We start from the raw sequence: 21436 nt of genomic DNA, 5'->3' as shown, positions 1-21436 counted from the left end.
AAAAGCCGCGCCCCGAGTCACGGGCGCGGCTTTTTGAAACCAGCGGATGAAAGCTCTATCAGAGAGCCTTGATCGCAGCCGACAGACGCGACAGCTTGCGCGACACGGTGTTCTTGTGCAGCACGCCCTTGGACACGCCGCGCATCAGCTCCGGCTGAGCGGACTTGAACGCGTCGGCGGCAGCGGACTTGTCGCCGCTCTGGATCGCGCCCTCGACCTTCTTCACGAAGGAGCGGATGCGGCTGATGCGGGCACGGTTGACTTCCGTGCGACGCTCGGTCTGACGAATGCGCTTTTCAGCGGACTTATGATTGGCCATGGAAACCCTACTCCGAACGACACGGCTGTCGTGATGCGAGCGCGCCTTATACGCGGCAGCGCACCGCGAGTCAAGGCGTGGACGCCCGATGATTTTGACTAATCGTACGCGGACGACATCTTGATGGGATCTGGTCCATCCCCCGCAAGATGCAGGGGATGGCTCAGGCGGCAGAGTCGAAGGGTGTTCGACGACTCAGCGATTCTTCCAGCCGGGCTGCCGCTTCTCGGCGAAGGCCGCCATGCCTTCCTTCTGATCTTCGGTGGCGAAGGTCGAATGGAACAGGCGGCGCTCGAAACGGATGCCCTCGGCCAGGGTCGACTCATAGGCGACGTTGACCGCTTCCTTGGCCATGGCGATGACCGGCTGCGACAGCGAGGCGATCTTGGTGGCGACCTTCACCGCCTCCTCCACCAGCTCGGCGGCCGGGACGATGCGGGAGACGAGGCCGCAACGCTCGGCCTCGGCGGCGTCGATCATGCGGCCGGTCAGGACCATCTCCATCGCCTTGGACTTGCCGACGAAGCGGGTCAGGCGCTGGGTGCCGCCGGCGCCGGGGATGGTGCCGATGGTGACCTCCGGCTGGCCGAACTTGGCGGTGTCGGCGGCCAGGATGAAGTCGGCCATCATCGCCAGCTCGCAGCCGCCGCCCAGCGCGAAGCCGGCGACCGCGGCGATGGTCGGCTTGCGGCACTTGGCCAGCCGCTCCCACTTCGCGGTGATGAAGTTGGAATTGTAGACATCCATATAGGAGAAGCCGGCCATCTCCTTGATGTCGGCGCCGGCGGCGAAGGCACGCTCCGATCCGGTCACGACGATGGCGCCGATGGCGCTGTCGGCCTCGAAATCATCGAGAGCCCGACCCAGCTCGGTCACCAGCTGGTCGCACAGCGCGTTCAGAGCCTTCGGACGGTTGAGGGTGATCAGGCCGACGGGGCCGCGGGTCTCGACGAGGATGGTTTCATACGACATGGCTGCAGCACTCTCCCGATGGGGCGAGCCCGGTTGCTTCCGGGACTCGTGGTTGTGTAGGGGTGTCGATCTGGAATTTGCGCGAATATGGCGGGTGTGCCCGCCGTCAGCGCGGCGTCAAAGTGAAGCGGACGGCGGTCGCGGCCTTGGACTTGGCCTGTTTGGGGGTCTGCTGGGGGAATTCCAGCCGCAGTTCCTCGCCCTCGCGGACGAAGACGCGGTCGGATGCCCGGCGCCAGCCCAGCTGCGGCAGGGTCTGGTCGTAGAAGGCCAGCACCGCTTGGCGCGGCACCTCCCCCGACAGCACGGCCTGGACGATCCGCCCGCCCGGCTTGTCGAAGACCAGCGGCTCCGATTCGGCGGTCGCCAGCCCGGGCATCACCGGAACGTCGGTGAAGCCGGGGACGAACGGCCCGGAGTCGGCAGCGGCCAGTTGGGCGGCGAATGCCGGAGGAATGGGAATAAGGAAGCTCCCCAGGCCCGCGACCGCGGGGCCGGCAAGGAGGAAAGCGGCGGACGCCGCCCGGAGCATGGCCGGTAGAGCCGTCATGCCCCAGCTATATCACCGTTGGCGCGCCGCACAAAAGAAAGTCGAGCGGCCTGACTGTACAATCCGCTGAATGCCTCCCGTCCGGGTACGGTCGCAGTCGCAATCGGGGCATCCCTCCCCCTCCCGATCGTAGACGGCGAACTGGTGCTGGAAATAGCCCAGCTCTCCCGACGCCTGCCGGTAGTCGCGGAGCGAGGAGCCGCCGGCGGCGATGGCGCGCTCCAGCACCTCGCGCACCGCATTGGCGAGACGGTCGGCCTCTTCGCCGGTCAGGCTGGCGGCGCTGCGGGTGGGCAGGATGCCGGACTGGTACAGCGCCTCCGACACATAGATGTTGCCGAGGCCGGCGACGACGCTCTGGTCCAGCAGGGCGGCCTTGATCGGCGTCATCCTGCCGGCCAGACGGCGGGCGAGCTCCGGGCCGGAGAATTCGTTGCCCAGCGGCTCCGGCCCCAGGTTGCGCAGCATCGGATGGTCGCCCAGCGCGTCCGCCACCGTCAGGTCCATCAGGCCGAAACGGCGGGCGTCGTTGAAGGTGACGACGGTGCCGGCGTCGGTCTCGAACACCACATGGTCGTGCTTGTCGTAGGATTCGGGGCGCTCCGGCGCGATGATCATGCGGCCGGACATGCCGAGATGGGCGATCAGCACGCCGCCGTCATCCAGATGCATCAGGATGTATTTGGCCCGCCGCCGCACCGACTCGATGCGCCGGCCGGTCAGCCTCTCGCAGAAGCGCGGCGGAAAGGGGGTGCGCAGGTTCGGCCGCCGCTGCTCCACACGGACCAGCCGCCGGCCTTCGAGGTGCGGGGCGAGGCCCCGGCACACCGTCTCGACTTCGGGAAGTTCAGGCATCGGCAGAGTGTGGGGTGGAAGGGATCGAAGTTAAAGCCCGGGGCGTCACGGAGAGCGTCAACGATATTCCTTGAACCGCTCCGTCGCCTGGATAAGCGCCGTGCGGATGCCGGGCTCCATGGCGGAATGGCCGGCGTCGGGGACGATGCGGTAATCGGCCTCCGGCCAGGCGCGGTGCAGCGCGTCGGCGGAGATCGTCGGGCAAACGATGTCGTAGCGGCCCTGGACGATCACCCCCGGCAGATGGCGGATGCGGTGGACGTCGCGCAGCAGCTTGTCTTCCGGCGTGAAGCGGTTGGAGCGGAAGTAATGCGCCTCGATCCGCGCCAGCCCCAGGGCGTGGCGGTCCTCGCCGCTGGCGGCGATCAGGTCGGGCGACGGCAGCAGGGACGAACAGCTGCCCTCATAGATGCTCCACACCCGCGCCGCCGCCATGCGAACCATCGAATCCGGCGAGTCGAGCCGCTTCCAATACGCCTCCAGCAGGTCGCCGCGCTCGTCCTCCGGGATATGGCCGGCGAAGGCGGCCCAGGCTTCGGGGAACAGCACGCGCATGGAATAGAGGAACCAGTCGATCTCGCTCTTCCGCATCAGGAAGATGCCGCGCAGGATCAGGCCCAGGCAGCGCTCCGGATGGGTCTGCGCATAGGCGAGCGCCAGCGTCGATCCCCAGGAGCCGCCGAACAGGTGCCAGCGCTCGATCCCCAGATGCCGGCGCAGCGTCTCGATGTCCTCGATCAGCCTCTCCGTGGTGTTCTCGCGCGTTTCGCCCAAGGGCGTGGAGCGGCCGGCCCCGCGCTGGTCCATCACGACGATGCGGTAATGGGCGGGGTCGAAGAAGCGGCGGTGGGTGGGCGAGGCCCCGGCCCCCGGCCCGCCATGCAGGAACATCACCGGCACGCCGCGCGGGTTGCCCGCCTGCTCCCAATAGACCGTGTGGATCCCGTCGACGGCGAGCGTGCCGGTCTGGTACGGGTCGATGGGCGGATAGAAGTCGCTGCGGGGCATGGCCGTGCATCCAGTGGTGCGGGCCGCAAGTGTAGAGGAGCCACCGGGGCTCGCGCCAGAGCAACGAAGTCGTGAAACGACAAAGGCCGCCCGGAGGCGGCCTTGCATGTCGGTCATGGCTCTTTGGAGGATGGCGCGCCCGAAGAGATTCGAACTCCTGACCCTCAGATTCGTAGTCTGATGCTCTATCCAGCTGAGCTACGGGCGCCTTATCCACCAAACGTCTCGCCGTCGAAGTGTCCCCCGGCGTCGAGGCGCGCAACCTACTCAAATCCGTCATCGAAGGCAAGAGCTTTTCACGAAGAAAAACGCGAAGCTTTCTTGCGGATTTCGACGGTGCCCCAGACGACAAAGGCCACCGCGGAGGTGGCCTGTATTGTCAAACGGGGAGGATGGCGCGCCCGAAGAGATTCGAACTCCTGACCCTCAGATTCGTAGTCTGATGCTCTATCCAGCTGAGCTACGGGCGCTTTATCCACCGTCTGTCCCGGCGTCGGCGGCAGGCCGTCGGCGTCGAGGCGCGCAACATACTCAAACACCCCCTGCCCCGCAAGCGCTTTTTTCACGAATTGTCGCCGGCCTTGCGACGCCCCTGCGACGGCCGGTCCACCGCGCACGAAGCACCCCCGATTGCCGGCCTGATTGCCGGCCCGATTGCCGGGCGGCGGCGGCTGGGTTATACAGTCCACTTGCCGTTTTTGGAGAGTCAGCACCGTGGCCGAAGCCCCCTTCAACAAGCATTTCCCGGTGTCCTGGGAAGAGCTCCACCGCAACGCCAAGGCGCTGGCCTGGCGCCTGATCGACCGTGGCCCGTGGAAGGGCATCATCGCGATCACGCGCGGCGGCATGGTTCCTGCGGCGATCATCGCGCGCGAGCTCGAAATCCGCATGATCGACACCGTCTGTGTCTCCAGCTACGATCACCAGAAGCAGCGCAATGCGACGGTGCTGAAGGGTGTCGAGGGCGCCAATGCCGGCGACGGCGAGGGCTGGCTGATCATCGACGACCTGGTGGACACCGGCAAGACGGCGGAAGTCGTGCGCAAATTGCTGCCGAAGGCGCATTTCGCCACCGTCTACGCCAAGCCGGCCGGCCGGCCCCTGGTCGACACCTTCATCACCGAAGTCAGCCAGGACACCTGGATCCACTTCCCCTGGGACATCGAACTGCAGTTCTCGCAGCCGATCGCCAAGCTGCGCCAGGGCTGACTGCCGGCTGACGGACAACCACCGGCGCGGCCGCCCGCGGCATGCGGGGATCGCGCCGGTGACCCCGTTCGCCTGTTTAGGACTCATTACGTAAAAATTTACCGTTTTCGTCCTAAATGACGCGCGGCGGAGTCCCTGCGCCCGCCAGCGCCTTCCAACATCGCGTGGCGGCCCGCGCATGACCGACGATTCGACCGGCAACATTCGCCCGGATGAACTGCACCAGGACGAGCTGCGGCAGAAGATCGACGCGCTGGTGGCCCGGCTGCCGGCAAGCCTCGTCTACAGCCTGCTGAGCGAGATCGAGGGCATGGACAGCGAGCCGACCGACCGGGTCCAGCTCGTCCGCCAATATGTCATCGAGTACCTGAACCGCCAGCGCACCAACCGCGCAAGACGCCTGTTCACCAACCTGTTCGAAGCCTTCCTGATCGACGACGACGTCCTGTACCACGCCGGCCTGTCGATTCCCGGCATGCTGCAGCGGGTCGACGTCGGCGCCCTGTGGGAGGCGCTGAGCCGCGACGCCTTCCCGCTGCTGGCGGTGGAGGCGCAGGAGACGCTGGACGAGATGGCGCGCGGCGACGTGATCGACCGCATCCTGCGCTCCCCCGTCGCCATGGTGATGAAGGAGCGGATGCGCGTCGCCGCGGTGAAGCATCTGGACGCCGTGCTGGCGAACAGGAAATCGGTGGACGAACTGCTGGCCGCCCTGTCGCGCAACCGGCCGCGCCGCACCCGGCTGATGTCGGGATTCCTGGAAAAGACGCCGGCCATCGACATCGGCACGCTGCGGCTGATGCATCTGGTTCTGGCCAATGCCGAAGGCGCGGTGAAGCCGGTCGCCGAGCGGCTGGAGAATTTCCCGGCCACCTGCAGCGGCGAGGCGGAGGCGAACCGGCTGGCCGACATCCTGCTGGACGCGACGGAGCAGCTGCGCGACCGCTGCGGCGACGATCTGGCGAACCTGCTGCCGCTGTCCGTGCTGACGGTGAAGCGCAATTATCCGGTCGCGGCGCTCCATATCCGGCAGAGCGGCGTCGATCCCGGCCGCGGCGATGCGATGACCGCGGCGCTGACCGGCCATTTCGTCGGCGTCACCCGCGCGCTGACCGCGGCGCTGACCGTCATCCTGAAGCTGAACGACCGGGTGCCCGGCTCCGCCATCCGGCCCAGCGCCAAGGAGAAGGCGCGGCTGGAGGCGCTGGTGCAGCGGCTCGACCAGCTGATCCACGCCGCCATCACCGCCGGGCTGATGGAGGACCGGCGCAGCGAGCCGGCCTTCCGCAACGCCTGGACCCAGGCGGCCAGGATCATCGGGGCGCGCGTGGCCGCGGTGGCGATGGAACGTTCCGCCCAGGCCGCCGCCGCCAGGCGCCAGCCGGTGATCGACCATGCCGACGTCGTCTGGCTCGACCGGCTGCTGTGGCGCTGGCAGGCGATGTCGCGCGACTTCGGGTTCGAGACCTACGATCTGGTGAAATGGCGCGAAAACCTGCTGGAGGAGCTGCGCGCCAATGTCGAGAAGGCGATGAAGTTCGAGGATGCCGACCCGCTGGACGAGCGGATGGAGCATCTTCTGCGCATCAACGCCATCGCCGGGGTGTTCGGCCAGCGCGTCAGCGCCTGGATCCCAACCTTCAGCCACAACATGACCCGCCTGCTGTCGCATCGGCTGGAGCGCGGCGGCGAACTGGGCGCGGAAGAGCAGGCGATCATCGACGACCTCGTCGCCACGGCGCGCACCGAGGTGGGCAAGTCCCGCTACTGGAAAAGCAACGAACTGATGGACCTGATCGAGCTGTCGGAGCGGACGCGGCCGGTGGGGTGAGCGGGGGCAGCATTCCTTGCGACGTCAGACCCCCACCTCACCTCCCCCCGCCGACTACATCATCCCCGAAGACCGGTGCCGCGGGTCGAGCCAGTCGCGCAGCCCATCCCCCAGCATCGTCAGCCCCATCACGCTGAGCGCAATGGCGACACCCGGGAACACCGCCTGCAAGGGCGCGGTGAACAGGTAGGTCTGGGCGTCGCCCAGCATCTTGCCCCAGCTGGGGCTGGGCGGCTGGATGCCGAGACCGAGATAGCTCAGCGCCGCCTCGTTGACGATGGCGATGGCGAACAGGACGGTGGCCTGGACCACGACGATGCCGGCGATGTTGGGCAGCACATGCACCAGCGTCACTGACAGCGGCCCCCGCCCCAGCGCCAGCGCCGCACCGACGAAGGGCCGCCGCCACACCGCCAGCGCCGCGCCACGGGTGACGCGGGCCAGCACCGCGGCGTTGAACAGGGCCAGCGCCACCACGACGTTGATGGCCCCGGCCCCCAGCGCCGCGGTCAGCAGGATCGCCGTCAGCACGGCGGGGAAGGCGAAGACCAGATCGCCCAGCCGCGCCATCACCTCGTCCCCCCAGCGCCCCAGCCCGGCGGCCAGCAGCCCGAGCGGCACCCCGCCCAGCAGCCCGAGCCCGACCGCCGCCGCCCCCACCGCCAGCGAGTTGCGGGCGCCGACCATGATCATCGACAGCACGTCGCGCCCGAAATGGTCGGTGCCCAGCCAATGGGCGGCGCTCGGCGGCTTCAGCCGGGCCAGCACGCGCACCTGCTCCGCCGGGTAGGGCGTCCACAGCAGAGACAGCAGCGCCATGGCGACCAGCAGCAGGGTCAGGACGGCGCCGAGATGGAGGGAGAGGGGAAGGCGCCTCATGCGGACTGCCATCGGCGATGCCCCCTCAACTCCTCTTGCGCCCCGATCACGACGCCCCTCCCTTCGGCCGCGGGTCGGCCAGCGCGCAGGCGATGTCGACCAGCGCGCTGACCAGCACGACGAACAGCGCAAGCAGCACGACCACGCCCTGCACGACGATCAGGTCGCGCTGGCCGATGGCCTGATAGAGCAGCCGGCCGAGCCCCGGCAGGGTGAAGACATTCTCCACCACCACCGCGCCGGCGACGAGGAAGGAGATCTGCAGCCCCAGCACCGTCGCCACCGGGATCAGCGCATTGGGCAGGGCATGGCGCAGCAGGACCGCCGTGCGGCCCACCCCCTTGGCGCGGGCGGTGCGGATATGGTCCTCGCCCAGCGTGTCGAGCACGGCGGTGCGGGTGACGCGGGCGAGAATGGCGGCCTCCGGTACGGCCAGCGCCACGGCCGGCAGCACCAGCGCATGCAGCGCCGGACCGATGCCGCCGTCCCAACCCGGAAATCCGCCGGCCGGGAACCAGTGCAGGGTCAGCGAGAACAGCAGGATCAGCAGGATGGCGATCCAGAAGCTGGGCATCGACACGCCGAGCTGAGCGAAGCCCAGCACCGCCCAGTCGCCGCCCCTGCCCCGCCTGGCCGCGGCATAGAGGCCGAGCGGCAGGGCAACCACCGTGCTGATGGCCAGGGACAGCAGGGACAGCGGCAGGGTCACCGTCAGCCGTTCCGCCACCAGCTCCGCCACCGGGCGGCCGTAGGTCAGGCTGACGCCGAGGTCGCCGCGCGCCAGCCCGCCGACCCAGTCGAGGTAACGGGTAAGGATCGGCTGGTCGAGACCCATCTGGCTGCGCAATGCCGCCAGCGTATCGGGCTGGGCATTGACGCCCAGCATCAGCAGCGCCGGGTCACCGGGAACCAGCTGCAGCACGGTGAAGACCACGATTGTGGCCAGCCAGACGGTGACGATCAGGCTGACCAGCCGTCGCAGCAGGAAAGCGGGCACGCGGGGTCTATCCTTACTTGCCTTACTTGCTCGACGCTATTTCCAGGCGGCGTTGGTGACGTCGTTGGCCTGGACCGGGCGGTTGACCCACATGCCGGTCAGGCCGGCTTTCTGCACCGTCACCGACGGCAGCATGAAAAGGAAGCCGTTGACCGCATCCTCGGCCAGAATTTTCTGCTGTTCGCCATAGAGCGCGTTGCGCTTGACCGGATCCTGGGTGCGGTTCAGCTCCTCGTTCAGGGCGTTGAAGCGCTCGCTCTTGTAATTGAAGTAGTAGTCGGGCCGGGCGTAGATGTCGATGTCCAGCGGCTCGGTGTGGGCGATCATCGTCAGGTCGTAGTCCTTGCCCCTGAACGTCTTTTCCAGCCAGGCCGCCCATTCCACCGGCTCGATCTTCGCGCGGATGCCGACCTCGGCCAGCATGGCGGCGACCAGTTCGCCGCCGCGGCGCGCATAGGGCGGCGGCGGCAGGCGCAGGGTGGTGTCGAAGCCGTTGGGATAGCCCGCCTCGGCCAGCAGCGCCTTCGCCTTGACCGGGTCGTAGGGATACATCCCGGTCAGGTCGACATAGCCCTCGCGGTGCGGCGGGAAATGGCTGCCGATGGCGGCGCCGTTGCCGTACAGCACGCCCTCGATCAGCGTCTTGCGGTCGATGGCATGGGCCATGGCGCGGCGGACGCGGACATCGTCGAAGGGTTTGCGGGCGTTGTTGGTGGACAGGACCGTCTCGCCCTCCGTCGAGCCGACCGTCACGGTGAATCGCGGATCGTTGCGGAACTCCGGCAGCGCCTCATAGGTGCTGAACAGGGTGAAGGCGTCGATCTCGCCGGCCTTCAGCGCCGCCACCTGGGCGGCGGGGTCGCTGATGAAGCGGAAGGTGACGCGGTCCAGCTTGGGCTGCGCGCCGTCATAATCGGGGTTGCGGACCAGCACGACGCGGTCGCCGGCGACCCAGCGGTCGAACTTGAAGGGGCCGGTGCCGACGGGCTTCTGCTTGTTGGTCGGCGCCGATTCCGGGGCGACGATGGCGGCGTCGCCGCTCGCCATGTGGAACAGGAACAGGCCGTCGGGGCGCGACAGGGTGACGACCACCGTCTGCGGGTCCGGCGTTTCCACATTGGCGATCGGGGCGAAATAGGCCTTCTGCGCATTCACCGAATCCGCGGCGCGGGCGCGGTCCAGGGTGAACTTCACGTCGGCGGAATCGGCGGTGGTGCCGTCGTGGAACTTCGCGTTGGGCCGCAGGGTGAAGCGGTAGGTCAGCCCGTCATCCGAAACGGTCCAGCGCTCCGCCAGGCCGGGGATCAGCTTGCCCTCGCCATCGACGCGCAGCAGCGGTTCGAACAGGTTGGCGTAGGTGACTTCCTTGATGGCGCCCGCCGCCCCGGCGGTGGGATCGAGATGCGGCGGCTCCAGCGCCATGCCGACGACGAGGTCGGTGCGCGGCTGGGCCAGAGCCGTTTGGGATGCGGCGGCCAGCGCCAGTCCGGCGATGGCGGCCAGGGTGAAGCGCTGCTTGGCGGTCGACATGATGGCAAACTCCCCCGTCTCGTCGTTGGCGACGTTTTCGTTGCCGCGATGATGCGGTGCGGCGGGGGAGAGCGCAAGCGAAGCCCCACCCGCTTTCCGCTCGGCCCATGGGTGGGACGCCTAAAGCGAATTTGCATTCGCTTTGGATTCACATGACCTCATGCGCCGGTCGGGCTTCGGCACATGACCTCTTTCGCCGGTCGGGCTTCGGCCGCATGAGCGGCCGGAGCCGCCGTCGCGGCCCAAAGCGGATTGCAATCCGCGTTAAGGATCAGGCCGCGCCGGGCACGCCCTTGGACGTGGAATACTCGAAATGCAGCGCCTCGCCCGGATAGACCAGCGGGCGGATGGAGTGGGCGGCCTGGGCGGCTTCGGCGAAACCGCAGAGGATCAGTTTCAGCTTGCCCGGATAGGTCGCGATGTCGCCGATGGCGAAGACGCCCGGCACGTTGGTGGCGCAGCCGGGCTGGGCCACCGAAATGTGGCTGCGCTCCAGGTCCAGGCCCCAGTCGGCGATCGGGCCGAGATTCATCGACAGGCCGAAGAAGGCGAGCAGCGCGTCGGCCGGCAGCGCCTTTTCCTCGCCGTCCAGCGTGGCGACGCGCACGGCGGTCAGCTGGCCGTTCTCGCCGTCCAGGCCGGAGAGCTGGTAGGGCACCACCATCTCGATCCGCCCCTCGCGCACCAGCGCGTCCATGCGGGCGACGCTTTCGGGGGCCGCGCGGAATTTGGGGCGGCGGTGGACGACATAGACGCGGTCGGCGACGTCGGCCAGCGACAGCGCCCAATCCACCGCGCTGTCGCCGCCGCCGGCGATCACCACCTTCTTGCCGGCGAAGTCCTGGCGGCGGCGCACCATGTAGAAGACCGACTTGCCCTCATACGCTTCCAGCCCGTCGAGCGGCGGGCGGTTGGGGCCGAAGGCGCCGCTGCCGGCGGCGATGATCACCGCCTGGGTGTCGATCTTCGTGCCGATGCTCGTCTCCACCAGCCAGCGCCCGCTGTCCTGGCGGGTCAGCTTTTCCACCTGCTGGCCCAGGTGATAGGTGGGCGCGAAGGGAGCGGCCTGTTCAGCCAGCCGGTCGATCAGGTCGGCCGCGTCGATCGAGGGGTGGGCCGGGATGTCGTAGATCGGCTTTTCCGGGTAGAGCGCGGTGCATTGGCCGCCGACCATGTCCAGCGCATCCACCACATGGCAGCGCATCTTCAGCATGCCGCATTCGAACACGGCGAACAGGCCGACGGGGCCGGCGCCGACGATGACGACATCGGTGGTGAGGACGTCGTGGCTGGATGCGGTCTGCGACATGGAAGCCAATTCCTTGAGACGGGGTGCCGGGTGGAGGATGCCGGATGAAAGATAAAGGTGGACGAACGGTCTTTCCATTGTCCGCATTTCCCGGCCGGGTCAACCCCCCGCAAGGGGATGGCGGTGCTGTGTCGCGCATGGGTCCGGGTATTGGGCCGGCATGGCAGCGCGGATTTCGCATAAATTCGCTTAAATTTGTCGATTGCGCGCCGGAGAGTGCAAGGCGGACAGTAGGGGTATGCGGCGGATGGCCGGTCCGGACGCCAGTCGGGTGGAGGCCCGGAATGAAGGAACTTCGCTGTCTGGTCTTCACCGACCAGGAGGTTGTGCGGGCCGTGCTCGACCGCCGGCGCCGGGTGAAGGATCCGTTGCCGGTCGGCACCGTGTCCAGGATCGTCTGCCACCGCAGCGAGGGGCCGGAGCAGGAGGGCATCGAGACCCGCCTGTCCATCACCGACGACAATGGCGCGGTGACCGAACTGGTGCTGGCCGAAGCCGAAGTGACGGCGGCGCTGGTCGGCTATTGCATGGGCCGGCGCATTCCCCTGCCGGTGGCATCGGACAAGATGCTGCACCTGATCAACGGCGCGCTGACGCTGATGATCACCATGAACTTCAACAAGGCGCCGCGGCTGGTGGTGGCCGGTGCGGCAGAGGGAGCGGGGGTGGGGGACCGGCTGTCGCCGAAGCGGCGGGTCGGCCGCTGACCCACCCTTCTTTACGGCTTGCGGGCGGATGCCGGCTTCGCACAGTATCCTCGCCATGTCGGACATCCCTCCCTACACCGTCGCCGTATCGCTGCCGGACGAGGCCGCCACCGCGGCGCTGGGCCGCCGGCTGGGCGCCATCCTGCGGCCGGGCGACCTCGTGGCGCTGCGCGGCGATCTCGGCGCCGGCAAGTCGGCGCTGTCGCGGGCATTGATCCGCAGCGTCACCCATGAGGACGCCGAGGTGCCGTCCCCCACCTTCACCCTGGTGCAGACCTACGACACCGAAATCGGCCCGGTCTGGCATTTCGACCTCTACCGCCTGTCGGGACCGGACGAGGTGTATGAACTGGGTTGGGACGATGCGCGGGCCGAGACCGTTTCGCTGGTGGAATGGCCGGACCGGCTGGGTCCGCTGCTGCCTCCCGACCGGGTGGAGGTGACGATGGAGCATGACGGGCCGGATGCCCGCCGCGCCACGCTGACCGGCCTTGGCGCGCTGGCGGCGCGGGTGGCCGCCACCGACTGGACGCTGTGATGACTGCTGCTACCTCCACGCGGGAAGACGAGATCGCCGCCTTCCTGGCGGCCAACGGCCTGTCCGATGCCCTGCGCGAACCGCTGGCCGGCGATGCCTCCGCCCGTCGCTACGAGCGGCTTCGCAAGGCTGATGGCGGAACTCTGATCCTGGTGGACACCCCGACCCCGGCCGACGACCTCCTTCCCTTCATCGCCATCGGTGCCGAACTGGCGGCCATTGGGCTATCGGTTCCCGCCGTAATCGCCTCCGACGCAGAACGAGGCCTGGCGATCCAGGATGATTTCGGAAGCGAAACATTCTCTCGCCTGCTGGCCGACGGTGCCGATCCGCAGCATCTCTACGAGTTGGCGACCGACGCGCTGATCGTCCTCCATCGCGGCTGGCCGGAGGGGGCGGCGGAGCGCCTCGCCCTGCCCGTCTACGATCCGGCGCTGTTCATCGCGCAGACGAGGCTGTTCACCGATGCCTATGTGCCGGTGGCGCTGGGCCGCCCCTTGAGCGATGAGGATCGTTCGGACTTCGATATGGCTTGGCGGAAGGTGCTGGAGCCGGTCTGCGCCGGTGCGCCGTCGCTTCTGCTGCGCGACTATCATGTCGACAACCTGATGCGGCTGCCGCGGCCGGGCGTAGGGGCGGCCGGGCTGATCGACTTCCAGAGCGCGGGCTGGGGGCCTCGGGCCTACGACCTCGTCTCGCTGCTGGAGGATGCGCGGCGCGACGTGGCGCCCGATCTGGCCGAGGCGATGGTCGCCCGCTATCTCGCCGCCTTCCCCGACACCGATGCCGCCGCCTTCCGCCGCGCCATGGCGGTTCTGGGGGCGGCGCGCCACACGCGGATCGTCGCCATCTTCGTCCGTCTGGCGCTGAGCCAGGGGCGGCGGTCCTACCTTGTCCATCTGCCGCGGGTTTGGCGCCTGCTGGAGGCCCAGCTGGCGAAGCCGGAACTTGCGCCGGTCGCCGCCTGGTTCGACCGCCATCTGCCGCCGAATGCCCGCGCCGCCTTCGTCGTTCCGGAGACGATCTGAGATGACCGTGACCATTCCCGATACAGCGCCCCAGATTGCGATGGTGCTGGCCGCCGGCCAGGGCCTGCGGATGCGCCCGCTGACCAACCACATGCCGAAGCCGCTGATCCCGGTGCTGGGCAAGCCGATGCTGGACCATGCGCTGGACCGGCTGGCCGAGGCCGGCGTCGGCCGGGCGGTGGTCAACAACCACTATCTGGGCGCGATGATCGGCGAGCACCTGAAGGACCGGACGGCGCCCGCCATCACCCTGTCGCCGGAGGACACGCTGCTGGAGACCGGCGGCGGGGTGAGGAAGGCCCTGCCCCATCTGGGCAAGGCGCCGGTCTATACGGTGAATGCCGACATCTTCTGGCTGGACGGCCCGGTGCCGGCGCTGCGCCGCCTCGCGGCCCATTGGAACCCGGCGGAGATGGACGCGCTGCTGCTGCTGATGGCGACGACCAAGGCGGTCGGCTATGACGGGCTCGGCGACTATCATATGGACCCGCTGGGCCGCCTGACCCGCAGGGCCGAGCGCGAACTGGCGCCCTTCGTCTATGCCGGGGTGCAGATCGTGAAGCCGGAACTGTTCGCGGCCGATACGCCGGACGGCGCCTTTTCCACCAACCTGATCTGGGACCGCGCGCAGGAGGCCGGGCGGCTGTTCGGCCTTGCCCATGACGGGCTGTGGTTCCACATCGGCACGCCCGCCGGATTGAAGGAGGCCGAGGATCTGCTCGCCATCGGCGGCGTGCGGGCGGTAGCGCATTGAGGGCGGTATTGGGGTATCATCCATTCTGTCGAATGAGTTGCTGCTGAATGCCCCCTCCCCACCCCTCCCCCGCTAGCGCGGGAGAGGGTGCCTTCCGCGAAACGGCGGCAGTCCCCTCCACCGCCAAGGGCGGGGGAGGGTTAGGGAGGGGGCAACCGGCACCAGCACCATCAAGCACCAGTCCGGACACTCCATGACCCACCCCAACGTCTACAGCATCCCCGCGGGTGCGCCCTTCGTCGACATGCTGGCGGCGGGGATCATGGAGCGGGTCGGCGGCGACCCGATGGCATTGGCCGGGGTCACCGTGCTGCTGCCGACGCGGCGCGCCTGCCGGGCGCTGCAGGCGGCCTTCCTGCGCCGTTCGGGCGGACAACCGACCCTGCTGCCGCGGATGGCGCCGCTGGGCGAACTCGACGCCGGCGACCTCAGCCTGACCGAGGAGGAGCTGCCCGACGTCCCGCTCGACCTGCCGGAAGCGATCTCGCCGCTCAACCGGCAGATGACGCTGGCGCGGCTGATCCTGGGCGCCGACGGGCTGTCGGCGACCACGGCGCAGGCGGTGCGGCTGGGCGCCGACCTGGGCCGGCTGATCGACGCGGTGTGGACCGAGCGCGCCGGCTTCGAGAAACTCGAATCTCTGGTGCCGGAGGATTATGCCGAGCACTGGCAGGTCACCCTGAAATTCCTGCGCATCATCACCGAGGTCTGGCCCGCCATCCTCGAGTCGACCGGGGAGACCGACCCGGCCAAGCGCCGCAATCTGGCGTTGGAGACGCAGGCGGCACTCTGGCAGGCCGCCCCGCCGCCGGGCATGGTGATCGCCGCCGGCTCCACCGGCTCCATCGCCGCGACGACGGAACTGCTGGCGGTCATCGCCCGGCTTCCGCAGGGAGCGGTGGTGCTGCCCGGCCTCGACACCGGCGCCGACGACACCATCTGGGACGCCATCGCGGAGGACGAGTCCCACCCGCAGCATGGCCTGTCGCAGTTGATCCGTCTGCTGGGCGTCGAACGCGCCGAGGTACAGCCCTGGACCGACGCGACGGAGCCGCGCGGCGCCCGCGCCCGCCTGATCGCCGAGGCGATGCGCCCGGCGGCGACCACCGAGGGCTGGCGCGAGTTGTCGGGCGTGGACGCCTCGGCGCTGGACGGGCTGACCCGCATCGACGCCGCCACGTCGGAGGAAGAGGCGCAGGTCATCGCGCTGCTGATGCGCCATGCGCTGGAGACGCCGACGAAGACTGCCGCCCTCATCACCCCCGACCGCAACCTGGGGCGCCGGGTCGCCATGGCGCTGGCGCGCTGGGGCATCCTGGTCAACGACTCCGGCGGCCAGCCGCTCGCCCACACCGCTGTCGGCACCTATCTGCGGCTGACGGCGGAACTGGCGGCGAGCCGCGTCCATCCGCTGGCCCTGCTGGCGCTGGCCAAGCACCCGATGGCGGCCGGCGGTCGCGACTCGGCGGATTTCCGCGCCGCCGCCCGCGCGCTGGAGCGTGTGGTGCTGCGCGGCCCGCGCCCGGCGGAAGGCTTCGACGGCGTGCTGGCGGCGCTGGAACAGGCCGAGCGCTTCGATCATGAGGAGCAGCAGGAATTCCTGCGCGACTGGCTGGTCGACATCGGCCGGCGCACCGCCCCCTTCCTGGAGGCGCTGAACGGCGAAACCCCGCTGGCCGACCTCGTGCGCGCCCATGTCGCCTTCTGCGAGGCGCTGGCCGCCGATGATGAGCTCACCGGGGCGGAGCGGCTTTGGCGCCAGGACGACGGCGAGGAGGCGGCGCGCTTCGTCCACGACCTGCTGGACGCGGCGGCGGGCTTCCCGCCGATCCCGGCCAAGGATTACCCGGCGCTGCTCGACGCGCTGATGAGCGCGCGGGCGGTGCGCCCCCGCTACGGCCTGCATCCGCGCCTGTTCATCCTGGGTCCGATGGAAGCGCGTCTCCAGCATCTCGACCTGACCATCCTGGGCGGGCTGAACGAGGGGACCTGGCCACCGACCGCAGCCGCCGATCCCTGGATGTCGCGACCGATGCGGCGCGATTTCGGCCTGCCCAGCCCGGAACGGCTGGTCGGCATGTCGGCCCATGACTTCGCCCATGCCTGCGGCGCGCCCGAAGTGGTGCTGACCCGCGCCGCGCGGGTGGAGGGCACGCCGACCGTGCCGTCGCGCTGGCTGCTGCGGCTGGAAACCGTGCTGAAGGCGGTGAATCTGGACGGCCTGATCGAGGAGCGCGGGGCCTGCTGGCTCGCCTGGGCGCGCGGGCTGGACGAGCCGGACCGGGTGCAGCCGGTGGCGGCGCCGGAACCGCGCCCGCCGCTGACCGCCCGGCCGCGCAAGCTGTCGGTGACGGAGATCGAGGCCTGGATGCGCGATCCCTACGCCATCTACGCCCGGCACGCCCTGCGGCTGCGGGCGCTCGACCCCATCGCCGCCGATCCGGGGGCGTCGGACCGCGGCCAGATCATCCACGACACGCTGGACGCCTTCGTCCGCGAGTATCCCGGACCGCTGCCCCATGATGCGCTCGACCGGCTGATCGCGCTGGGGCGCGAGCGCTTCGGCCCGCTGCTGCGCAGCCATCCCGACGTCTGGGCCTTCTGGTGGCCGCGGTTCGAGCGGGTGGCCGGCTGGTTCGTCGATCTGGAGCGCGAACGCCGCCCCCGCATCCGCCCGCTGGCGACCGAGGTTCCGGGCCGGCTGGAACTGTCCGGTCCCGGCGGCCCCTTCACCCTGACCGCCAAGGCCGACCGCATCGACCGCGGCCCGGACGGGCTGGTGGTGATCGATTACAAGACCGGCACCCCGCCGAGCGCGCGGGAGATCGAGCTGGGCTTCGCTCCGCAGTTGCCGCTGGAGGCCGCCATCGCGGCGGCGGGCGGGTTCAGCGGCGTGGACAAGGGCGCGGTGGCCGAGCTGACCTTCTGGCGCCTGTCCGGCGGCGATCCGGCCGGCGAGGAAAAACCGGTGAAGGGCGACCCGGCGGCATTGGGCGAGGAGGCGCGGACCGGGCTGGAGGCGCTGATCGCGCAGTTCGACAACCCGAACACCCCCTACCGCTCCCGCCCCCGTCCGGCGATGGCGCCGCGTTACACCGACTACGCGCATCTCGCCCGCGTCCAGGAATGGTCGTCGGGCGGCGGGGAGGGCGAGTGATGGGGGGTGGAGTTGGCGTGAAACCGCCTTCTCCCACCCCGGGAGAGGGAGGGGACCCGCGCCGCAGGCGCGGGGAGGGTGAGGGGTGGCCCAAGCCTCCCAAACCGCACGGCTTCTTGCCTCCCCCCTCACCCTTCCCATGCTCCGCATGGGCCCCTTCCCTCTCCCGGGACGGGAGAGGGAGCATTTCGCCCCGGCACCGGAAGCCCCGCCCATGACCATGACCGAACTGCCCCCCCGCAGCCTGCCGCTCGATCCCAACGTGGCGCAGCGGCGGGCGTCCGATCCGACCGCGTCGGTGTGGGTCGGCGCCTCGGCCGGGTCGGGCAAGACAAAGGTCCTGACCGACCGGGTGCTGCGGCTGATGCTGTCCGGCACGCCGCCGGCCCGCATCCTGTGCCTGACCTTCACCAAGGCCGCCGCGGCGGAAATGGCGATCCGCATCAACCGGACGCTCGGCCTGTGGGCCACCCTGCCCGACGAGGCGCTGGAGGACCGGCTGGCCGACCTGTGCGGCGAGCGGCCGTCGATGGAGGCGCGGCTGAACGCGCGGCGGCTGTTCGCCCAGGTGGTGGACTGCCCCGGCGGCATGAAGATCCAGACCATCCACGCCTTCTGCCAGTCGCTGCTGCGCCGCTTCCCGCTGGAAGCCGAGCTGGCGCCGCATTTCGACGTGATGGACGAGCGCACCGCCGACGGGCTGCTGACCGAGGCGCGCGACGCCGTGCTGCATGCCGGCCGCACCGAACCGGACAGCCCGCTCGGCCGCGCCATGGGCCGGCTGACCGGCGACCTGAATCCTGAGGATTTCGCCGAGCTGCTGGCGGAGCTGGCCAGCCAGCGCGGGCAGGTGGAGAAGCTGTTCGAACGCTTCCACGGTTTGGATGGGCTGATCGACGCCATCCACGATACCCTCCAGGTGCCGCCGGGCGTGACCGAGGAATCGATCCTGACCCGGGCCTGCCACGACGATCACTGCGACCCGCCGGCCCTGCGCGAGGCCTGCCGGGCATTGGCGGGCGGCAGCGCCGGCGACCAGGAGCGCGGCATCGCCATCCAGCACTGGCTGGACGCCGCCGACCGCCGGGTGCGGGCGTTCGAGGCCTACAAGCGCCTGTTCCTGACCGCCGAGGGCAGCCCGCGCAAGACGCTGATGACCAAGAAGCCGGCCACCGCCAACCCGCAGGCTCTGCTGTCCCTGCAGAAGGAGGCGGAGCGGCTCGTGGAGATTTCGGAACGGGTGAAGGCCGCCGGCGTCGCCGCCTCGACCACCGCCCTGCTGACGCTGGCGCAGGCGATGCTGGACGCCTACCGCGAGCGCAAGGCGGCGCGCGCCCTGCTGGACTACGACGACCTGATCCTGGCGGCCAACCGGCTGCTCAGCGGCAAGGACGGAACGCCGCGGGTGCCCTGGGTGCTGTACAAGCTGGACGGCGGTCTGGACCATATCCTGATCGACGAGGCGCAGGACACCAACCCCGACCAGTGGGCGATCGTCGCGTCGCTGGCCGGCGAGTTCTTCGCAGAGCTGGAGGCCGCCGCCCCCGACGGCAAGATCCGCACCGTCTTCGCGGTGGGCGACGAGAAGCAGTCGATCTTCAGCTTCCAGCGCGCCGACCCGGCCGAATTCGCCCGCATGCGGCGCCATTTCCAGGACAAGGCGGAGGTGGCGCAACGGACATGGGCGGGGGTGGACCTCGACATCTCCTTCCGCTCCACCGCCGCGGTGCTGGAGACGGTGGATGCCGTCTTCGCGCTGGACCGTGCCCGCGACGGCGTGGCGTCCGAGGCCAGCCCGGTGATCCGCCACCGCGCCTTCCGCCGCGGACAGGCCGGACTGGTCGAGCTTTGGCCGCCGGTGAAGCCGGCCGAGGCGACCGAGACGCCGGCCTGGGCGCCGCCGGTGGCGCGCGAGTCCGCCGACTCGCCGTCCGCCCGCCTCGCCTCGGTCATCGCGGCGACGGTGCATCGCTGGATCGACAGCGGCGAAAGGCTGGAGGCCAAGGGACGGCCGGTGCAGCCCGGCGACGTCATGGTTCTGGTCCGCCGCCGCACCGCCTTCGTCACCGAACTGGTCCGCGCGCTGAAGGACCGCGGCGTGCCGGTGGCCGGCGTCGACCGCATGGTGCTGACCGAACAGCTGGCCGTCATGGATCTGGTGGCGCTGGCCGATTTCCTGCTGCTGCCCGACGACGATCTGACGCTCGCCACCGTGCTGAAGGGGCCGCTGATCGGGCTGAGCGAGGAGGAGCTGTTCCGCGTCGCCCATGGCCGGCGCGGCACGCTGTGGCGCTCGCTGGTGGCGCTGGCGGAAACCGAACCGGAGTTCCGGCCGGCCCGGCGCTATCTGGGCGACCTGCTGGCGCGCACCGACTTCTCGGCGCCGTACGAGCTGTTCGCCGGGCTGCTCAACCGGCCCTGCCCGGCCGACGGGCGGTCGGGGCGGCGCGCGATCCTGAAGCGGCTCGGCCCCGACGCCCAGGATCCGCTCGAGGAGTTCCTCGCCGTCTGCCTAGCCTTCGAGAAGACCGAGCCGCCGTCGCTGCAGAATTTCCTCGCCTGGCTGGCGGCCAGCGACGCGGAGATCAAGCGCGAGCTGGAACAGGGCGGCGGCACCGTGCGGATCATGACCGTCCACGGCTCCAAGGGGTTGCAGGCGCCGATCGTCTTCCTGCCCGACACGCTGGGCAGCCCGACCCAGAGCCCGCCGATCCTGTGGCCGGACGAGGACTGCCCGGTGCCGCTGTTCGCCGCCCGCCGGTCCCAGGAGGACGCGCTGTGCGCCGAGGCGCGGGCGCGGGCCAACCGGCGGCGCGACCAGGAATACCGCCGGCTGCTGTATGTCGCGCTGACGCGGGCGGAGGACCGGCTCTACATCTGCGGCCATCAGGGCAAGCGCGAACCGTCCGACGACTGCTGGTACCGGCTGGTCGAGGAGGCGATGCGCGAGAACGGCGTGCCGCACCCCTTCGACTTCACCGGCCTGTGTGCCGGCGGCTGGGCCGGCGAGGGCTGGCGGCTGGTCGGCGCCCAGACCGCGGCGGTGCCGCGCCATGTCGAAACGGAGGAGAGCGCGTCCGCCGAGCCGCCGCCGCCCTGGATCGCCGAACCGGCCCCGGGCGAGCCGGAGCCGTCGCGCCCGCTGACCCCGTCGCGGCCGGACGGCGAGGAACCGGCTGTGCGCTCCCCGCTGGGCAACGACGACGGCCAGCGCTTCCGACGCGGCCTGCTGGTGCACAGGCTGTTGCAGACGCTGCCCAATCTGGCGGAGAAGGCGCGGGAGACCGCCTGCCGCCGCTTCCTCGCCCGCCCGGCGCACAAGCTGACGCCGGAGCAGCAGGACGCCATCGCGCGCGAGACGCTGGCGGTGCTGAGCCATGCGGAGTTCGCGCATCTGTTCGGCCCGGACTCGCGGGCGGAGGTGCCCCTGGTCGGCGTGGTGGCGCTGGGCGACGGCAGCCGGGCGCTGGCCGGCCGCATCGACCGGCTGGCTCTGACCGGGGATACGGTGTGGATCGTCGACTATAAGACCAACCGTCCGCCGCCAAGGGATCTGGAAGACGTGCCAATGGTTTACCGGAGGCAGATGGCGGCCTACCGCGAGGCGTTGCGTGCGGTTTACCCCGGCCGCCGGGTGCGCTGCGTGCTGCTGTGGACCGATGGTCCCTATACTATGGAGTTGCCGCCATCGGTGCTGGACGCGGCGGCTGCGGGACTGGCCCCGCGGGCGGGGTGAGGGGCGGCCGGCGGGTCCACCGAAAGATGGGGTGACTTGACCGGCCGGGCGCCTCCG

Annotated in this window: 17 protein-coding genes and 2 tRNA genes; 8 read left to right on the top strand and 11 right to left on the bottom strand. The window is 69.7% G+C overall.

Annotation, left to right across the window (positions count from 1 at the left end):
* Positions 1–58: 58 nt before the first annotated feature.
* From rpsT to DM194_RS12430, 7 genes are all read right to left on the bottom strand, one after another.
* The gene (rpsT, locus tag DM194_RS12460) at positions 59–319 is read right to left on the bottom strand and encodes a 30S ribosomal protein S20 (protein WP_044549314.1); all 261 of its coding nucleotides are present in this window, start codon (positions 317–319) and stop codon (positions 59–61) included.
* Between the two features lie 195 nt (positions 320–514).
* Positions 515–1291 (bottom strand): enoyl-CoA hydratase, encoded by a 777-nt coding sequence (locus tag DM194_RS12455; RefSeq protein ID WP_111067587.1) that lies wholly within the window; start codon positions 1289–1291, stop codon positions 515–517.
* A 106-nt stretch (positions 1292–1397) separates the two neighbouring features.
* Positions 1398–1841: a hypothetical protein gene (locus DM194_RS12450; protein WP_111067586.1), complete on the bottom strand. Its 444-nt coding sequence runs from the start codon at positions 1839–1841 to the stop codon at positions 1398–1400.
* A 12-nt stretch (positions 1842–1853) separates the two neighbouring features.
* On the bottom strand, positions 1854–2696 hold the full coding sequence (gene mutM, locus DM194_RS12445; protein WP_111067585.1) for a bifunctional DNA-formamidopyrimidine glycosylase/DNA-(apurinic or apyrimidinic site) lyase: 843 nt from the start codon (positions 2694–2696) through the stop codon (positions 1854–1856).
* A 57-nt stretch (positions 2697–2753) separates the two neighbouring features.
* Positions 2754–3704, bottom strand: a complete 951-nt coding sequence (pip, locus tag DM194_RS12440) for a prolyl aminopeptidase (protein WP_111067584.1) — start codon at positions 3702–3704, stop codon at positions 2754–2756.
* Positions 3705–3835: 131 nt separating this feature from the next.
* A tRNA-Arg gene (locus DM194_RS12435) sits at positions 3836–3912 on the bottom strand.
* Positions 3913–4097: 185 nt separating this feature from the next.
* Positions 4098–4174 (bottom strand) — tRNA-Arg (locus tag DM194_RS12430).
* A gap of 244 nt (positions 4175–4418) precedes the next feature.
* On the opposite strand from DM194_RS12430, the gene gpt reads away from it, so the two are divergent.
* Both gpt and DM194_RS12420 read left to right on the top strand, forming a co-directional pair.
* Complete coding sequence (gpt, locus tag DM194_RS12425) at positions 4419–4913, top strand: xanthine phosphoribosyltransferase (protein WP_111067583.1); 495 nt, start codon at positions 4419–4421, stop codon at positions 4911–4913.
* A 178-nt stretch (positions 4914–5091) separates the two neighbouring features.
* Positions 5092–6744: a hypothetical protein gene (locus DM194_RS12420; RefSeq protein WP_111067582.1), complete on the top strand. Its 1653-nt coding sequence runs from the start codon at positions 5092–5094 to the stop codon at positions 6742–6744.
* 54 nt (positions 6745–6798) lie between these two features.
* Here the strand turns inward: DM194_RS12420 and DM194_RS12415 are convergent, their stop codons facing one another.
* From DM194_RS12415 to DM194_RS12400, 4 genes are all read right to left on the bottom strand, one after another.
* Positions 6799–7623: an ABC transporter permease gene (locus DM194_RS12415; RefSeq protein ID WP_246024220.1), complete on the bottom strand. Its 825-nt coding sequence runs from the start codon at positions 7621–7623 to the stop codon at positions 6799–6801.
* Positions 7624–7669: 46 nt separating this feature from the next.
* Entirely contained in the window at positions 7670–8620 is a 951-nt protein-coding gene (locus tag DM194_RS12410) for an ABC transporter permease (RefSeq protein ID WP_111067580.1), read from the bottom strand.
* Positions 8621–8656: 36 nt separating this feature from the next.
* Positions 8657–10150 (bottom strand): ABC transporter substrate-binding protein, encoded by a 1494-nt coding sequence (locus tag DM194_RS12405; protein ID WP_111067579.1) that lies wholly within the window; start codon positions 10148–10150, stop codon positions 8657–8659.
* 271 nt (positions 10151–10421) lie between these two features.
* Positions 10422–11459: an NAD(P)/FAD-dependent oxidoreductase gene (locus DM194_RS12400; RefSeq protein WP_111067578.1), complete on the bottom strand. Its 1038-nt coding sequence runs from the start codon at positions 11457–11459 to the stop codon at positions 10422–10424.
* 284 nt (positions 11460–11743) lie between these two features.
* Here DM194_RS12400 and DM194_RS12395 point away from each other — a divergent pair, with 284 nt between their 5' ends.
* From DM194_RS12395 to addA, 6 genes are all read left to right on the top strand, one after another.
* The gene (locus DM194_RS12395; protein ID WP_111067577.1) at positions 11744–12166 is read left to right on the top strand and encodes a hypothetical protein; all 423 of its coding nucleotides are present in this window, start codon (positions 11744–11746) and stop codon (positions 12164–12166) included.
* Positions 12167–12221: 55 nt separating this feature from the next.
* On the top strand, positions 12222–12704 hold the full coding sequence (gene tsaE, locus DM194_RS12390) for a tRNA (adenosine(37)-N6)-threonylcarbamoyltransferase complex ATPase subunit type 1 TsaE (RefSeq protein WP_111067576.1): 483 nt from the start codon (positions 12222–12224) through the stop codon (positions 12702–12704).
* Positions 12704–13732 carry an aminoglycoside phosphotransferase family protein gene (locus DM194_RS12385; RefSeq protein WP_111067575.1) on the top strand — a complete coding sequence of 343 codons (1029 nt, stop codon included), beginning with the start codon at positions 12704–12706 and terminating at the stop codon, positions 13730–13732. The genes tsaE and DM194_RS12385 overlap by 1 nt, the downstream gene beginning before the upstream one ends.
* Before the next feature lies 1 nt (position 13733).
* Positions 13734–14486: a nucleotidyltransferase family protein gene (locus DM194_RS12380; RefSeq protein ID WP_111067574.1), complete on the top strand. Its 753-nt coding sequence runs from the start codon at positions 13734–13736 to the stop codon at positions 14484–14486.
* A 193-nt stretch (positions 14487–14679) separates the two neighbouring features.
* Complete coding sequence (addB, locus tag DM194_RS12375; RefSeq protein WP_111067573.1) at positions 14680–17643, top strand: double-strand break repair protein AddB; 2964 nt, start codon at positions 14680–14682, stop codon at positions 17641–17643.
* Positions 17644–17857: 214 nt separating this feature from the next.
* Entirely contained in the window at positions 17858–21379 is a 3522-nt protein-coding gene (gene addA, locus DM194_RS12370) for a double-strand break repair helicase AddA (RefSeq protein WP_111067572.1), read from the top strand.
* Positions 21380–21436: the final 57 nt, after the last annotated feature.

Origin of the sequence: Azospirillum ramasamyi (assembly GCF_003233655.1) — a bacterium.
In the GTDB taxonomy this organism is placed as follows: Bacteria; Pseudomonadota; Alphaproteobacteria; order Azospirillales; family Azospirillaceae; genus Azospirillum; species Azospirillum ramasamyi.
This window is presented reverse-complemented; position numbering and strand designations above follow the sequence as displayed.